We start from the raw sequence: 15,592 nt of genomic DNA, 5'->3' as shown, positions 1-15,592 counted from the left end.
AACGTTCAGATGGTTGTTACTCTGATCGCTCCGATCGCCATGGAAGATGGTCTGCGCTTCGCGATTCGTGAAGGCGGCCGTACCGTTGGCGCCGGCGTGGTAGCTAAGATTATCGAGTAACCTTCGGGTTGCTCGCGTACAGTGTAGTGTTGCACTGAGTTGTTTCGGTGCAGGCCAGTAGCTCAATTGGCAGAGCAGCGGTCTCCAAAACCGCAGGTTGGGGGTTCGATTCCCTCCTGGCCTGCCATTTTTTAACATCCGGATACATAAGCTGATTCCTATGGAGTCAAGAGCCGTTCAATCATCCAGTCGTTTCGATCTCGTGAAATGGCTGGTTGTTTTCGTTTTGGTTGCTGCCGGTGTGGTAGGCAATCAGTATTTCAGTTCCGAGTCCGTGCTGTACCGGGTTTTGGCTCTCGTTGCGTTGGGAGTTGTGGCGGCTTATGTTGCGCTGCAGACCGATAGAGGTCGCCGTTTTGCAACCTTGCTTAAAGAGGCGCGCGTAGAGATCCGGAAAGTGGTGTGGCCCACAAGGCCCGAGTTGGTTCAGACTACCGTTATTGTTGTGGTGTTTGTTCTGGTCGTGTCGTTGATTTTGTGGGGTATGGACTCACTGATCAGTTGGCTTGTCGCCGGCTTTATCGGTTAACAGGAGTGTCAATGGCTAAGCGCTGGTACGTCGTTCATGCGTATTCTGGCTTTGAGAAGCAGGTAATGCGCGCTCTAAAAGAGCGAGTTGCTCTGGAAAGCATGGAAGACAAGTTTGGCGACATCCTGGTTCCGACCGAGGAAGTCGTTGAGATGCGCGACGGGAAAAAGCGCAAGAGCGAACGCAAGTTTTATCCCGGCTACGTTCTGGTTCAAATGGAGCTGGATGACGAGTCGTGGCACTTGGTAAAAGATACTCCGCGAGTACTTGGCTTCATTGGTGGTACCAAAGAAAAGCCTGCGCCGATTACTGAGCGTGAGGCCGAGGCTATTTTGCGCCGTGTAGAGAGTGGTGCTGATAAGCCGAAGCCCAAGACGTTGTTTGAGCCGGGTGAGGTGGTTCGGGTTATTGAAGGACCGTTTGCCGACTTTAATGGCGTAGTTGAAGAAGTTGATTACGACAAGAGTCGTGTCAAGGTTGCTGTTCTGATCTTTGGTCGCTCGACTCCGGTAGAGCTGGAGTTTGGTCAGGTCGAGAAAGACTGACGGCAAGCTTAGAAAATTAGAGCTCGCTCGCCACGGCGTAGCGGGCTTTTTGTGTCTGCAGAGCGCAGATGTCATCACCGGGGAGCCGAAAGGCGTTTGAACCCATAGGAGAGCTATCATGGCAAAGAAGATTGAAGCGTACATCAAGCTTCAGGTTGCTGCCGGTCAGGCCAACCCAAGTCCCCCCGTTGGTCCTGCACTGGGTCAGCGCGGCGTAAACATCATGGAATTTTGTAAGGCGTTTAATGCCCAGACTCAAGGTGTAGAGCCTGGTCTGCCGATTCCTACTGTTATCACCGTATACAGTGATCGCAGTTTTACCTTTGTGACCAAAACTCCACCAGCTCCCGTTCTGTTGAAGAAGGCTGCTGGCGTTAAGAGTGGTTCCGGTCGTCCCAACACTGAGAAAGTTGGTACCGTGACACGCGCTCAGCTCGAAGAAATTGCCAAGACCAAAGAGCCGGATCTGACTGCGGCAGACATGGATGCAGCGGTTCGTACCATTGCCGGAACAGCCCGTAGTATGGGCCTGACTGTGGAGGGTCTGTAAGATGGCTAAGTTGAGCAAGCGTAAGCAGCTGATCGCTGAGAAAGTAGACTCTACCCGCTCATACTCTGTTGACGAGGCTGTTGCCCTGTTGGCTGAAGTGGGTCAGGCCGTTAAGTTCAAAGAATCCGTTGACGTTGCTGTTAACCTGGGTGTAGATGCACGTAAATCTGACCAGGTGGTTCGTAGCAGCACTGTTCTGCCGCACGGCACAGGTAAAACTGTACGCGTTGCTGTCTTCACTCAGGGTGCAAACGCTGAGAAAGCAACAGCTGCCGGTGCAGACATTGTCGGCATGGACGATTTGGCTGAAGAAGTTAAGAAAGGCAACATGGATTTCGACGTGGTCATCGCGACCCCGGATGCAATGCGTGTTGTTGGTCAGCTGGGTCAGATTCTTGGTCCCCGTGGCCTGATGCCTAACCCGAAGGTTGGTACTGTAACTGCAGATGTTGAAACTGCCGTTAAAAATGCCAAAGCTGGTCAGGTACGTTACCGTACCGACAAAAACGGCATTATCCACGCTCCGCTGGGTAACGTTGAATTCTCTGCTCAGAACATCAAGGAAAACCTTGAAGCTCTGGTTGCTGACCTTAAAAAGGCCAAGCCTGCGTCGTCTAAAGGTGTGTATCTGAAGAAGATCACCATCTCTTCGACCATGGGTCCTGGTCTGACTATTGATCAAGGTTCATTGAGCCTCTGATCAGTAGTTACTTTGTAGTCTAGGCGGAAGCCGAGGCTGTCAAAGACCGTAGGCCCCTGAGGCTCTTGCTAGCAAGAGCCATACGGGTTAAAGCAACGCCTACGCAGACGGTGTGAAGACGTTCTCTCTGAACCCAAACACCGTAAGGCGCCCTTTGTATAGAGGGCAATGATGGGTTTGCCGGGGTTGTCCCGGCGAAATCGAGGAGAAATCCAGTGGCAATTAGACTCGAAGACAAGAAGGCGATCGTCGCTGAAGTCAACGAGACTGCTGGTGCTGCTCTGTCTGTGGTTTTGGCTGACTATCGTGGTGTTACCTCTGGTGACATGACGGCGCTTCGTGCCAAGGCTCGTGCCGAAAACGTACATCTGCAGGTTGTTCGTAATAACCTTGCAAAGATTGCGATTAAAGGTACTGAGTTCGAGTGCATCGATCCTGCGTTGGTTGGTCCGACCATTCTGGCTTTTTCAATGGAAGATCCGGGTGCCGCTGCGCGCCTGTTGAAGGATTTCGCCAAAGAAAAAGAGGCTTTCGAGATTAAAGGTCTGGCTGTCGGCGGTGAGCTGATGGGTGCAGAGCAAATCGATCGCCTGGCCACATTGCCGACGCTGCACGAAGCGTTGACGAAGCTGGCTATTGTTACACAGGCACCAGTAACCAAGCTTGCACGTACTCTGAACGATATTCCGGGCAGAATCACACGTGTAGTAGCTGCAGTTCGCGACCAGAAGCAAGACGCTGCTTGATTCTGTTGAACACCATATTTTATTTTTTGGGAGAAAGTCATGGCTCTGTCTAAAGACGATATTTTGAATGCAATTGCTGAAATGAGCGTAATGGAAGTTGTTGAGCTCGTTGAAGCTATGGAAGAGAAATTCAACGTTTCTGCCGCTGCAGCTGTTGCTGCTGCGCCTGCAGCTGCTGCCGGTGGCGAAGCCGCTGAAGAGCAGACTGAATTTGACGTTGTTCTGACCGCTGCTGGCGACAAGAAAGTTAACGCTATCAAGGCCGTTCGTGAACTGACAGGTCTTGGCCTGAAAGAAGCGAAAGAAATGGTTGATGGCGCTCCTTCTACTGTTAAGGAAGGCGCTAGCAAGGAAGAGGCTGAAGAAGCCAAGAAGAAGCTTGAGGAAGCAGGCGCTTCTGTTGAGCTTAAGTAATAGTCGGTTGTTGATCGACACCGCGCCATAGGCGCGGCGAGGCTGGTGGCTATATGCCACCGGCCTTTTTGTGTTGTATATGCTATAGAGTCTGGTGGGTTATATTGGGTTAGTTTCAGATGTATAACCTGCAGCCAGAGTCTTGTTCAAGGCGGCGCAATATGCCGAGCAACTCGGCCCCGAAGCAGAACACATGATTGCTTCTTGATACCAGGTATCAGGTCTAAAGCTGGGGAATGCAGATGACTTACTCCTACACCGAAAAAAAGCGGATTCGCAAAGACTTTAGTAAATTGCCTTCCGTGATGGACGTCCCCTATTTGCTGTCTATTCAGCTGGATTCGTTCCGGGACTTCCTACAAATGGAAGCCGCTCCTGAGGACCGCCGGGAAACCGGTCTTCACGCAGCGTTCAAATCCGTATTCCCGATTGTCAGCTACTCTGGCAACGCCGCGCTCGAGTATGTGAGCTACCGGATCGGCGATCCAGTATTTGACGTCAAGGAATGTCAGCTCCGGGGCGTTACGTACGCGGCGCCGCTGCGGGTGAAAGTCCGCTTGATCATTTATGATAGAGAATCGTCTAACAAGGCGATCAAGGACATTAAAGAACAAGAAGTTTACATGGGTGAAATGCCCCTGATGACCGAGAACGGTACCTTTGTTATTAATGGTACCGAGCGCGTTATTGTTTCCCAGTTGCACCGGTCGCCGGGTGTGTTCTTTGACCATGACAAGGGCAAAACTCACTCCTCTGGTAAGCTGTTGTATTCAGCGCGAGTGATTCCTTACCGTGGCTCATGGTTGGACTTCGAATTCGATCCGAAAGACTCCGTATTCGTTCGTATCGACCGTCGTCGTAAATTGCCTGCCTCTATTTTGTTGCGGTCTCTGGGTTACACCTCAGAGCAAATGCTGGCTATGTTCTTTGAGACCAGTAAGTTCACCGTGGGCAAAGAGGTTTGCAATCTGGAATTGGTTCCAAGCCGTCTGCGTGGTGACATCGCCACCTTCGATATCAAAGATAACGAAGGTAATGTCATTGCCGAGGAAGGACGCCGGATTACCGCTCGTCATATCAAGCAGCTTGAGAAAGCGGGCATTACCGAGCTGGAAGTTCCTACGGAATACCTTTACGGCCGGGTTCTCGCCAAGGACATGATCGACGCGTCCACCGGTGAGGTTCTGGTTGAGTGCAACACCGAGCTGACCGAAGAGGTCATGGAAACAATCCTCGACGCCGGTGTGACAGAGCTAGAAACCCTTTACACCAACGACCTTGACTGCGGACCGTTCATGTCTGACACCCTGCGTGTCGACCCGACCCGGACCCCGCTGGAAGCGTTAGTTGAAATCTACCGCATGATGCGTCCTGGCGAGCCGCCAACGAAAGAATCTGCGGAGAACCTGTTTAACAACCTGTTCTTCTCTGAAGAACGTTACGACCTGTCTGCGGTTGGCCGGATGAAGCTGAACCGTCGTCTGGGCCGTGAAGAAAGCACCGGCGAAGGCATCCTGACCCACGAAGACATCATCGACGTTCTTAAGACGTTGATCGCGATTCGTAACGGTCAAGGCCAGGTCGATGACATCGATAACCTGGGTAACCGTCGTGTTCGCTGTGTCGGTGAGATGGCGGAAAACCAGTTCCGTGTAGGCCTGGTGCGTGTTGAGCGTGCGGTACGTGAGCGTTTGAGTCTGGCTGAGAGCGAAGGCCTGATGCCTCAGGATCTCATTAACGCCAAGCCGGTTGCGGCGGCCGTTAAAGAGTTCTTTGGTTCAAGTCAGCTGTCTCAGTTCATGGACCAAAACAACCCGCTGTCCGAGGTGACTCACAAGCGTCGTATCTCTGCGTTGGGCCCAGGTGGTCTGACTCGTGAGCGTGCAGGCTTTGAGGTTCGAGACGTTCACCCGACTCACTACGGTCGTGTGTGCCCAATCGAAACGCCGGAAGGTCCGAACATCGGTTTGATTAACTCGTTGGCGACTTATGCCCGTTCCAACTCCTACGGCTTCCTTGAAAGTCCGTATCGGAAGGTTGTAGAAGGCGTTGTTACTGACGAGCTGGTGTACCTGTCCGCGATTGAAGAAAGTAATTACGTGATCGCTCAGGCCAGTGCTGCCACCGATGAAGGTAAGCGCTTGACTGACGAACTGGTCACCGTACGTCACCAAAACGAATTTACCGTTGCTCCACCGGAAGCGGTTAACTTCATGGACGTATCTCCGCGCCAGGTTGTATCGGTTGCAGCGTCTTTGATCCCGTTCCTTGAGCACGACGATGCTAACCGCGCCTTGATGGGTGCGAACATGCAGCGTCAGGCGGTTCCGACTCTGATTTCACAGGTGCCTCTGGTAGGTACGGGTGTTGAGCGGACTGTTGCTCAAGACTCCGGTGTGTGTGTGACTGCACGTCGTGGTGGTGTGATTGAAAGCGTTGATGCTGCACGTATTGTTGTTCGTGTAAACCAGACTGAGACTGAAGCTGGTGACGCAGGTGTAGATATCTACAACCTGACGAAGTACACCCGCTCCAACCAGAACACCTGTATTAACCAGCGTTCGATCGTGCGTGAAGGCGACGAAATCGCGCGAGGCGACGTGCTGGCCGACGGTCCGTCCGTTGATTTGGGTGAGCTGGCTCTGGGCCAGAACATGCGCATCGCGTTTATGCCGTGGAATGGTTACAACTTTGAGGATTCCATCCTTATCTCCGAGAAAGTGGTTCAGGAAGATCGTCTGACCACCATCCACATTCAGGAACTGACCTGTGTGGCTCGCGATACCAAGCTGGGTAGTGAAGAAATCACCGCGGATATTCCAAACGTGGGTGAAAGCGCGCTGGCCAAGCTGGATGAATCCGGCATCGTCTACATCGGCGCGGAAGTAGGTCCCGGGGATATTCTGGTCGGTAAGGTGACACCTAAGGGTGAAACCCAGCTGACGCCTGAGGAGAAGCTGCTGCGTGCGATCTTTGGCGAGAAAGCGTCAGACGTGAAAGATACGTCACAGCGGGTTCCAACAGGTACCCGTGGTACGGTGATCGACGTTCAGGTCTTCACCCGCGACGGCATCGAAAAAGATGCCCGTGCTCAAGCGATCGAAAAAGAGCAGCTTGATAAGTACCGCAAGGATTTGAAAGACGAGTACCGCATCGTTGAAGGTGCGACCTTCGAGCGTTTGCTGGTTGCCTTGAAGGACCAGGAAGTCATCAGCGGCCCCGGATTGAAAAAGGGTGCTAAGCTGGATGAGGCCTACTTGGCAGAACTGCCGCGTGCCGACTGGTTCAAGCTGCGGATGAAAGATGAAGCTCTGAATGAGCTTCTGGAAAAATCTGAGCAGGGTCTGGAAGAGCGCAAGAAAGAGCATGAAGCGCGCTTCGACGACAAGAAAGGCAAGCTGCAGCAAGGCGATGACCTGGCTCCGGGCGTGCTGAAGATTGTTAAGGTTTACCTGGCAATCAAGCGTCGTATCCAGCCGGGTGACAAAATGGCGGGACGCCACGGTAACAAAGGTGTTATCTCCGCGGTTATGCCGATTGAAGATATGCCTTACGACGAGTTCGGTAACACTGTCGACATCGTTCTGAACCCGTTGGGTGTTCCCTCGCGGATGAACGTTGGTCAGGTTCTGGAAACCCATTTGGGTGCCGCAGCCAAAGGTTTGGGTGAGCGGATCAGTCTGATGCTTGACGAGCAGCGCAAAATCGCTGAGCTACGTGAGCTTCTGGACCAGATCTACAATCACTCCGACGAGGTGTTCAAAGTTGACCTGGATAGCCTTAGCGATAAGGAAATCCTCGAGCTTTGTAACAATCTGCGTGGCGGGGTTCCCATGGCGACTCCGGTATTTGACGGTGCCGAGGAAGCCGAGGTTAAGCGGATGCTTGAGTTGGCCGGCCTGAGTACTACAGGTCAGACTAACTTGTTCGACGGCCGTACCGGTGATGCATTTGATCGTCCGGTGACCGTTGGTTATATGTACATCCTTAAGCTGAACCACCTGATTGACGACAAAATGCACGCGCGTTCGACTGGTTCGTACAGCTTGGTTACCCAGCAGCCGCTGGGTGGTAAGGCTCAGTTCGGTGGTCAGCGTTTCGGTGAGATGGAAGTTTGGGCGTTGGAGGCATACGGTGCCGCCTACACCCTGCAGGAAATGCTTACCGTTAAGTCCGATGACGTCAACGGCCGGACCAAAATGTATAAGAACATTGTCGATGGTGATCATCGTATGGAGCCGGGCATGCCCGAGTCCTTCAACGTTCTTGTCAAGGAAATCCGCTCGTTGGGTATCGACATCGAGCTGGAATCCGAGTGAGCCGAATAGTTTTTTGGCAGCGTGAGCGGGCACTCAGTGTGCCCGCCCGAGATTAACGCCATCCGGAGCTTTTACTGATGAAAGATTTACTGAATCTTCTCAAGAGCCAGAATCAGAGCAAGGAATTTGACGCCATCCGTATTGGGTTGGCATCGCCTGACATGATTCGCTCCTGGTCTTTTGGCGAAGTGAAAAAGCCTGAGACCATTAACTACCGTACCTTCAAGCCGGAGCGTGACGGTCTTTTCTGTGCCAAGATCTTCGGCCCGATCAAAGATTACGAGTGCCTGTGCGGTAAGTACAAGCGTCTCAAGCACCGCGGTGTTATCTGTGAGAAGTGTGGCGTAGAAGTTGCACTGGCCAGCGTTCGTCGTGAGCGTATGGGTCACATTGAGCTGGCGAGTCCAGTTGCTCACATTTGGTTCCTGAAGTCACTGCCGTCCCGTATCGGTTTGATGCTGGACATGACCCTGCGCGATATCGAACGGGTTCTGTACTTCGAGAGCTTTATTGTTATCGATCCAGGCATGACGACTCTAGAAAAGGGTCAGCTGCTTAACGATGAGCAGTATTACGAAGCTCTGGAAGAGTTCGGTGACGAATTCGACGCCCGTATGGGTGCCGAAGCTGTTAAGGAATTGCTGCAGGATATCGACCTGCAGGAAGAGGTTGATCGTCTTCGCGAAGAGATCCCTCAGACCAACTCCGAAACCAAGATCAAAAAGTTCAGCAAGCGCCTGAAGATTCTTGAGGCCTTCCTGTACTCCGGCAACAAGCCGGGTGACATGGTTATGACTGTGCTGCCAGTTCTGCCGCCGGATTTGCGTCCGTTGGTACCGCTGGACGGTGGTCGTTTTGCCACGTCTGATCTGAACGACCTCTATCGTCGTGTGATCAACCGTAACAACCGTCTCAAGCGCCTGCTGGAGTTGAATGCTCCAGACATCATCGTGCGTAACGAGAAGCGAATGCTTCAGGAAGCGGTTGATGCGCTGCTGGACAACGGTCGTCGTGGTCGCGCTATCACTGGCACCAACAAGCGCCCGCTGAAGTCTCTGGCAGACATGATCAAGGGTAAGCAGGGTCGTTTCCGTCAGAACCTGCTGGGTAAGCGTGTTGACTACTCTGGCCGTTCGGTCATCGTGGTTGGTCCTTACCTGCGTTTGCACCAGTGTGGTCTTCCGAAGAAGATGGCTCTGGAGCTGTTCAAGCCGTTTATTTTCTCCAAGCTTGAGCATCGTGGGCTGGCCACTACCATCAAAGCCGCCAAGAAAATGGTTGAGCGCGAAGAAGGTGTGGTCTGGGATATTCTGGATGAAGTCATTCGTGAACACCCTATCCTGTTGAACCGTGCGCCTACACTGCACCGTTTGGGTATCCAGGCATTCGAGCCGGTACTGATCGAAGGTAAAGCGATTCAGCTGCACCCACTGGTCTGCGCGGCCTATAACGCCGACTTCGACGGTGACCAAATGGCGGTACACGTACCGCTGACCCTGGAAGCTCAGCTTGAAGCCCGTGCGTTGATGATGTCCACCAACAACGTGCTGTCGCCAGCCAACGGCGAGCCAATCATCGTTCCTTCTCAGGACGTTGTATTGGGCTTGTATTACATGACGCGTGAGCGCCATGCGGCTGTCGGTGAGGGTATCGTATTTTCTGACGTTAAAGAGGCCCACCGTGCCTACGGCGCCGGTAAGGTTGATCTTCAGGCCAAAGTGAAGATCCGCGTTAAGGAAGTTGCGATTGCGGAAGACGGATCCCGCAGCGAAGCCTACCGTATCGTTGATACCACGGTTGGTCGTGCGCTGTTGTTTGACATTGTTCCTGATGGCCTGCCGTTCGACATCGTTAACAAGCCGATGGTGAAAAAGGCGATCTCGAACCTGATTAACACCTGTTACCGTGATGCCGGCCTCAAAGATACCGTTATCTTTGCTGACCAGCTGATGTACATGGGTTATCACTATGCAACTCGCTCAGGTATTTCGATCTGCTTTAACGACTTCGAGATTCCGCCCGAAAAGTACGAGTTGGTAGACGCGGCTTCTGATGAAGTAAAAGACATCGAAAACCAGTACGCCTCCGGTCTGCTGACGCAGGGTGAGAAGTACAACAAGGTTATCGATATCTGGTCACGCGCTAACGATAAAGTCTCGAAAGCGATGATGGAGCGACTGTCTCAGGAGCAGGTTATTGGTCCTGATGGTCAGCCGGTCAAAGGCGAAGACGGCAAAGAGCTGATGCAGGAGTCGTTCAACTCCGTTTACATGATGGCCGATTCCGGTGCTCGGGGTTCCGCAGCCCAGATTCGTCAGCTGTCTGGTATGCGTGGTTTGATGGCCAAGCCGGATGGCTCGATCATCGAAACGCCGATCACAGCGAACTTCCGTGAAGGTCTGAACGTACTCCAGTACTTTATCTCGACTCACGGTGCTCGTAAGGGTCTTGCGGATACCGCACTGAAAACAGCGAACTCCGGTTACCTGACCCGTCGTTTGGTTGACGTGTCTCAGGACTTGGTCGTGACGGTAGAAGACTGTGGCACCGACGAAGGCCTGCTGATGACGCCGCACATCGAAGGTGGTGACGTTGTTGTGCCGCTGGGCGATCGTGTGCTGGGTCGTGTTACGGCTCGGGATGTCTTCACTCCGACCGATAAAGAAAATGCCGTTGTTGAAGCCGGCACACTGCTTGACGAGAAGACCGTCGAGCTGGTCGAGCGCGCGGGTGTGGACGAAATCTGGGTACGCTCTGCGATTACCTGTGAAACTCGCCACGGCATCTGTTCTATGTGTTACGGCCGTGATCTGGCACGTGGTCACCAGGTTAACGTTGGTGAGGCTGTTGGTGTTATCGCTGCCCAGTCCATCGGTGAGCCGGGTACCCAGCTGACCATGCGTACGTTCCACATCGGTGGTGCTGCGAGCCGGGCGTCTGCTGTTGATAACATTCAGGTCAAGCACGGCGGTACGGTCCGTCTGCACAACCTGAAGTCTATCGAGAAGACTGATGGCTCACTGGTTGTTATCTCTCGTTCGTCAGCTTTGGCGATCGCCGATGAGCAGGGCCGTGAGCGTGAGTGGTATAAGCTGCCTTACGGTGCCGTGCTGTCTGTTAAGAACGGAGATGTGGTTGAAGCTGGTGTTGCGGTAGCCAAGTGGGACCCGCACACGCACCCAATCATCGCGGAAGCGAAAGGTACGGCCAAGTTCGTCAACATGGAAGAGGGCATTACTGTCCGCACCCAGGCTGATGAACTGACCGGCTTGTCTACGATGGAAGTTATCGACGCAAAAGAGCGTCCTGCTGCGGGTAAAGACATCCGTCCTGCGATTCAGTTGCTGGATGAAAACGGTGAAGAGGCAGAGCTTCCAGGTGGCGGTGCTGCGATCTTCTTCCTGCCAGCGAACGCTCTGGTGAGCATGTCGAATGGCGCGAAAGTAGAGTTGGGTGACGTTGTAGCCCGTATTCCGCAGGAAAGCTCGAAGACTCGAGACATCACCGGTGGTCTGCCACGGGTTGCCGACTTGTTCGAGGCACGTCGCCCGAAAGAGTCTGCGATTCTGGCTGAAATCAGTGGTGTTGTGTCGTTCGGTAAAGAAACCAAGGGCAAGAAGCGTCTGGTTCTGACACCGAAAGATGGCGATCCTTATGAGGTTCTGATTCCGAAGCACCGTCAGATGAACGTATTTGAAGGTGAAACGGTTGAAAAGGGTGAGGTGATTTCCGACGGCCCATCCAACCCGCACGACATTCTGCGTCTGCTGGGTGTGGTTGAGTTGGCGAAGTACATCACCAACGAAATTCAGGACGTTTACCGCCTGCAGGGTGTTGTGATAAACGATAAGCACATTGAGGTTATCGTTCGTCAGATGCTGCGCAAAGTGGAAATCACCGATCCGGGCGATACCACCTTGCTGTCGGGTGATCAGGTTGAGATCACTCATGTTCTGGAAGAAAACGAGAAAGCGGATGCGGCTGACAAAGAGCCGGCACGTTTCGATCGCCTGTTGCTGGGTATCACCAAAGCATCGCTTGCGACCGAATCGTTCATCTCCGCAGCTTCGTTCCAGGAAACGACACGGGTTCTTACCGAAGGTGCGGTCACCGGTAAGCGTGACTACCTGCGCGGCCTGAAAGAAAACGTTGTGGTGGGTCGACTGATTCCGGCTGGTACCGGTTTGGCTTATCACAGTGCAAGGCGCCGTCGCCGCGACCTGGAAGAGCAGGGGGTAACGGCTGCGGATGTCGAAGAGGCTCTGAGCGCAGAACTCAATCGCGAACTCTGATTGAAAAAGCGTGCCACCCCCGGGTAGATACCTACTCGGGGAGTGGTTAAAAAGAGAACAGTCGTCTTGACTGTGCCCGGGCGCAGGCTTAAACTTGCGACCCTAAATTTTACCCTCTGTATGGAGGGTAAGTTTCATTGGTATGGTTTTTTGGAGTTTGCTTACATGGCAACGATTAATCAGTTGGTGCGTAAGCCTCGTAAGCGCAAGGTAGCCAAGAGCGATGTTCCTGCTCTTCAGGCCTGTCCTCAGCGCCGTGGTGTATGTACTCGTGTATACACCACAACGCCGAAGAAGCCGAACTCAGCACTGCGTAAAGTGTGCCGTGTTCGTCTGACTAACGGCTTCGAGGTTTCGTCATACATTGGTGGTGAAGGTCACAACCTTCAGGAGCACAGTGTTGTGTTGATCCGTGGCGGTCGAGTAAAAGACCTTCCGGGTGTGCGCTATCACACTGTTCGCGGTACTTTGGATACCCAAGGTGTTCAAAACCGTAAGCAGGGCCGCTCCAAGTACGGTGCAAAACGACCCAAGTCCTAATGTCCCAGACGGGTGTCTTTTATCGTTGCTTGTTAGAACGGTAAGAGTAAGGCTGAGTAGCTATTGCTATCTCAGGGGTTCCTGAAGACCTTTAAATATAAGGGCTTATCGATGCCTAGAAGAAGAGTTGCAGCAAAGCGGGAAATCATTCCCGATCCTAAATTCGGCAGTGCACGTCTTGCAAAATTCATCAACCACGTGATGGAAAGCGGCAAGAAGTCAACTGCAGAGCGCATTGTTTACGGTGCTCTGACAATTGTTGCCGAGAAGTCTAATGAAGAGCCGATCGACATGTTCGAGAAGGCCCTGGAAAACATCCAGCCGATGGTCGAGGTTAAGTCCCGTCGTGTGGGTGGTGCTACTTACCAGGTGCCTGTAGAAGTACGGCCTTCCCGTCAGAATGCGCTGGCCATGCGTTGGTTGGTGGAGTTCTCTCGGAAGCGTGGTGAAAAGTCCATGGCTCAGCGTCTTGCTGGCGAAATTCTTGATGCGGCCGAGAGCAAAGGTTCTGCAGTTAAGAAGCGTGAAGACGTACACCGCATGGCAGAAGCCAACAAGGCCTTCTCTCACTTCCGTTTCTAAACAGCCGAGGTTTATACAGTGGCACGCAAAACACCGATTAAACGTTACAGAAACATTGGTATCTGTGCGCACGTTGATGCGGGCAAGACCACCACGACCGAGCGTATTCTTTACTATACGGGTCGTAGTCATAAGATGGGTGAAACCCATGATGGCGCGTCTACCACTGACTGGATGGAGCAAGAGCAGGAGCGTGGTATTACCATCACCTCTGCCGCTGTTACCACATTCTGGCAGGGTATGGACAAGCAGTTCGATGAGCACCGCGTAAACATCATCGACACACCGGGACACGTTGACTTCACGATCGAAGTTGAGCGTTCCTTGCGTGTTCTTGATGGTGCGGTAGTTGTGTTCTGTGGTTCCTCTGGTGTTGAGCCTCAGTCTGAGACTGTTTGGCGCCAGGCGAACAAGTACGAAGTGCCTCGCATGGTTTTCGTGAACAAAATGGACCGTGCTGGCGCAGACTTCCTGCGCGTAGTTGAGCAGATCAAAGCTCGCCTCGGTGCTACTCCTGTGCCTCTTCAGTTGCCGATTGGTGCGGAAGATCAGTTCGCGGGTGTTGTGGATCTGCTGCGCAATAAGGCGATCTACTGGAGTGACGACGATCTGGGTATGACCTACCGCGAGGACGAAGTTCCTGCGGATATGGTTGACCAGGTTCAGGAATACCGTGAAGCGCTGATTGAAGCAGCCGCTGAAGCGAACGAAGAGTACATGGACAAGTATCTCGAGGGTGGCGAACTTACCCTGGAAGAGATCAAAGCGGGTCTTCGCGCTCGTACCTTGGCCAACGAAATCGTTCTGGCTTGCTGTGGTTCTGCGTTCAAGAACAAGGGTGTTCCTGCGGTTCTGGATGCGGTTATTGAATACCTGCCAGCTCCTGACGAAGTTCGCGCCATCCGTGGTGAAGTTGACGACGAAGGTACCGAAGAAACTCGTCCTGTTGACGACAACGCGCCGTTCGCTGCTCTGGCGTTCAAAATTGCTACCGATCCGTTCGTGGGTGCTTTGACCTTCTTCCGTGTCTACTCCGGCAAGTTGGAATCCGGTAACTCCGTATTCAACTCCGTGAAAGGCAAGAAAGAGCGTGTGGGTCGTATGGTTCAGATGCACGCGAACGATCGTGAAGAGATCAAGGAAGTTCTGGCGGGCGACATTGCGGCGGCGATTGGACTGAAGAACGTTACGACTGGGGACACCCTGTGTGACGAGAACAATAAGATTATTCTCGAGCGCATGGAATTCCCTGAGCCGGTTATCTCTGTAGCCGTTGAGCCGAAGTCTAAGGCTGACCAAGAGAAGATGGGTGTGGCCTTGGGTAAGTTGGCCCAGGAAGATCCGTCTTTCCGTGTGCGCACCGATGAAGAATCCGGTCAGACCATTATCTCCGGTATGGGTGAGCTTCACCTGGATATCATCGTTGATCGTATGCGTCGTGAGTTCAAGGTAGAGGCGAACATTGGTAAGCCTCAGGTTGCCTACCGCGAGTGCATCCGTAAGCCGGTTGATGTTGAAGGTAAGTTCGTTCGTCAGTCTGGTGGTCGTGGTCAGTACGGTCACGTCAAGGTTAAGCTTGAACCGCTGCCGCTGGATGAGGAAGATGGCGAAAACTTTATCTTCGTGAACGAAATCGTTGGTGGTGTTGTTCCTAAGGAATACATCCCCGCTGTACAGCAGGGTATTGCTGAGCAGATGCAGAATGGTTGCCTTGCCGGCTACCCGCTCCTGCGCATCAAGGCGACTCTGTACGACGGTTCGTACCACGATGTTGACTCCAACGAAATGGCCTTTAAAGTCGCTGGTTCCATGGCGATGAAGAAGGGTGCACTGGAAGCCAATCCTGCGCTTCTGGAGCCGGTTATGAAAGTTGAAGTTGTCAGCCCTGAGGAGTACATGGGTGACGTCGTCGGTGACTTGAACCGTCGTCGTGGTCTGATTCAGGGTATGGATGACGGCCCTGCGGGCAAGGTCATCCGCGCAGAAGTTCCGTTGTCGGAAATGTTTGGTTACGCCACTGATCTGCGTTCAGCGACACAGGGTCGGGCGTCTTATGCGATGGAGTTCTCCCGTTATATGGAAGCTCCTTCGAACATTGCCGAAGCGATCATTAAAAAGGGTTGATCCCCAGGACTTAAGAAACAGGAAGAGGTGTAACCGTGTCTAAAGAAAAATTTGAACGTAGTAAACCGCACGTTAACGTCGGCACCATCGGTCACGTTGACCATGGTAAGACCACTCTGACCGCTGCTCTG

General features: G+C 53.0%; 12 protein-coding genes, 1 tRNA gene and 1 pseudogene. All 14 read left to right on the top strand.

Going from position 1 to position 15,592, the window contains the following annotated elements; genetic code table 11:
• Positions 1 to 120, top strand: a pseudogene (locus MWU64_RS15115) (elongation factor Tu); the annotation flags it as partial.
• 51 nt (positions 121 to 171) lie between these two features.
• Positions 172 to 247 (top strand) — tRNA-Trp (locus tag MWU64_RS15110).
• Positions 248 to 280: 33 nt separating this feature from the next.
• Complete coding sequence (gene secE / locus MWU64_RS15105) at positions 281 to 649, top strand: preprotein translocase subunit SecE (protein ID WP_247065286.1); 369 nt, start codon at positions 281 to 283, stop codon at positions 647 to 649.
• 11 nt (positions 650 to 660) lie between these two features.
• Complete coding sequence (nusG, locus tag MWU64_RS15100) at positions 661 to 1,194, top strand: transcription termination/antitermination protein NusG (protein WP_114335776.1); 534 nt, start codon at positions 661 to 663, stop codon at positions 1,192 to 1,194.
• A gap of 118 nt (positions 1,195 to 1,312) precedes the next feature.
• A complete protein-coding gene (gene rplK / locus MWU64_RS15095; RefSeq protein WP_247065284.1) occupies positions 1,313 to 1,744 on the top strand; it encodes a 50S ribosomal protein L11 in 432 nt (143 codons plus the stop codon).
• Position 1,745: 1 nt separating this feature from the next.
• Positions 1,746 to 2,444 carry a 50S ribosomal protein L1 gene (gene rplA / locus MWU64_RS15090; protein ID WP_114335778.1) on the top strand — a complete coding sequence of 233 codons (699 nt, stop codon included), beginning with the start codon at positions 1,746 to 1,748 and terminating at the stop codon, positions 2,442 to 2,444.
• 215 nt (positions 2,445 to 2,659) lie between these two features.
• A complete protein-coding gene (gene rplJ, locus MWU64_RS15085; protein WP_133006553.1) occupies positions 2,660 to 3,190 on the top strand; it encodes a 50S ribosomal protein L10 in 531 nt (176 codons plus the stop codon).
• Between the two features lie 39 nt (positions 3,191 to 3,229).
• Positions 3,230 to 3,604: a 50S ribosomal protein L7/L12 gene (gene rplL / locus MWU64_RS15080; RefSeq protein WP_114335780.1), complete on the top strand. Its 375-nt coding sequence runs from the start codon at positions 3,230 to 3,232 to the stop codon at positions 3,602 to 3,604.
• 242 nt (positions 3,605 to 3,846) lie between these two features.
• The gene (rpoB, locus tag MWU64_RS15075) at positions 3,847 to 7,923 is read left to right on the top strand and encodes a DNA-directed RNA polymerase subunit beta (protein WP_247065282.1); all 4,077 of its coding nucleotides are present in this window, start codon (positions 3,847 to 3,849) and stop codon (positions 7,921 to 7,923) included.
• 77 nt (positions 7,924 to 8,000) lie between these two features.
• Positions 8,001 to 12,215: a DNA-directed RNA polymerase subunit beta' gene (gene rpoC / locus MWU64_RS15070; protein ID WP_247065279.1), complete on the top strand. Its 4,215-nt coding sequence runs from the start codon at positions 8,001 to 8,003 to the stop codon at positions 12,213 to 12,215.
• 165 nt (positions 12,216 to 12,380) lie between these two features.
• A complete protein-coding gene (rpsL, locus tag MWU64_RS15065) occupies positions 12,381 to 12,755 on the top strand; it encodes a 30S ribosomal protein S12 (protein WP_012139854.1) in 375 nt (124 codons plus the stop codon).
• Positions 12,756 to 12,866: 111 nt separating this feature from the next.
• On the top strand, positions 12,867 to 13,337 hold the full coding sequence (gene rpsG, locus MWU64_RS15060) for a 30S ribosomal protein S7 (protein WP_247065278.1): 471 nt from the start codon (positions 12,867 to 12,869) through the stop codon (positions 13,335 to 13,337).
• Positions 13,338 to 13,355: 18 nt separating this feature from the next.
• A complete protein-coding gene (gene fusA / locus MWU64_RS15055; RefSeq protein WP_247065276.1) occupies positions 13,356 to 15,461 on the top strand; it encodes an elongation factor G in 2,106 nt (701 codons plus the stop codon).
• 35 nt (positions 15,462 to 15,496) lie between these two features.
• Positions 15,497 to 15,592: GTP-binding protein (locus tag MWU64_RS15050; protein WP_221293541.1), on the top strand; the 96-nt coding region annotated here is incomplete at its 3' end.

The organism is Marinobacter sp. S0848L (assembly GCF_023016065.1).
Taxonomy (GTDB): domain Bacteria; phylum Pseudomonadota; class Gammaproteobacteria; order Pseudomonadales; family Oleiphilaceae; genus Marinobacter.
Note: the sequence above shows the minus strand (reverse complement) of the source record. Positions and strands in the feature narration are given on the sequence as shown.

Coding starts and splice junctions, on each gene's coding strand:
- secE (WP_247065286.1), top strand. CDS start 281: ATGGAGTCAAGAGCCGTTCAATCATCCAGTCGTTTCGATCTCGTGAAA.
- nusG (WP_114335776.1), top strand. CDS start 661: ATGGCTAAGCGCTGGTACGTCGTTCATGCGTATTCTGGCTTTGAGAAG.
- rplK (WP_247065284.1), top strand. CDS start 1,313: ATGGCAAAGAAGATTGAAGCGTACATCAAGCTTCAGGTTGCTGCCGGT.
- rplA (WP_114335778.1), top strand. CDS start 1,746: ATGGCTAAGTTGAGCAAGCGTAAGCAGCTGATCGCTGAGAAAGTAGAC.
- rplL (WP_114335780.1), top strand. CDS start 3,230: ATGGCTCTGTCTAAAGACGATATTTTGAATGCAATTGCTGAAATGAGC.
- rpoB (WP_247065282.1), top strand. CDS start 3,847: ATGACTTACTCCTACACCGAAAAAAAGCGGATTCGCAAAGACTTTAGT.
- rpoC (WP_247065279.1), top strand. CDS start 8,001: ATGAAAGATTTACTGAATCTTCTCAAGAGCCAGAATCAGAGCAAGGAA.
- rpsL (WP_012139854.1), top strand. CDS start 12,381: ATGGCAACGATTAATCAGTTGGTGCGTAAGCCTCGTAAGCGCAAGGTA.
- rpsG (WP_247065278.1), top strand. CDS start 12,867: ATGCCTAGAAGAAGAGTTGCAGCAAAGCGGGAAATCATTCCCGATCCT.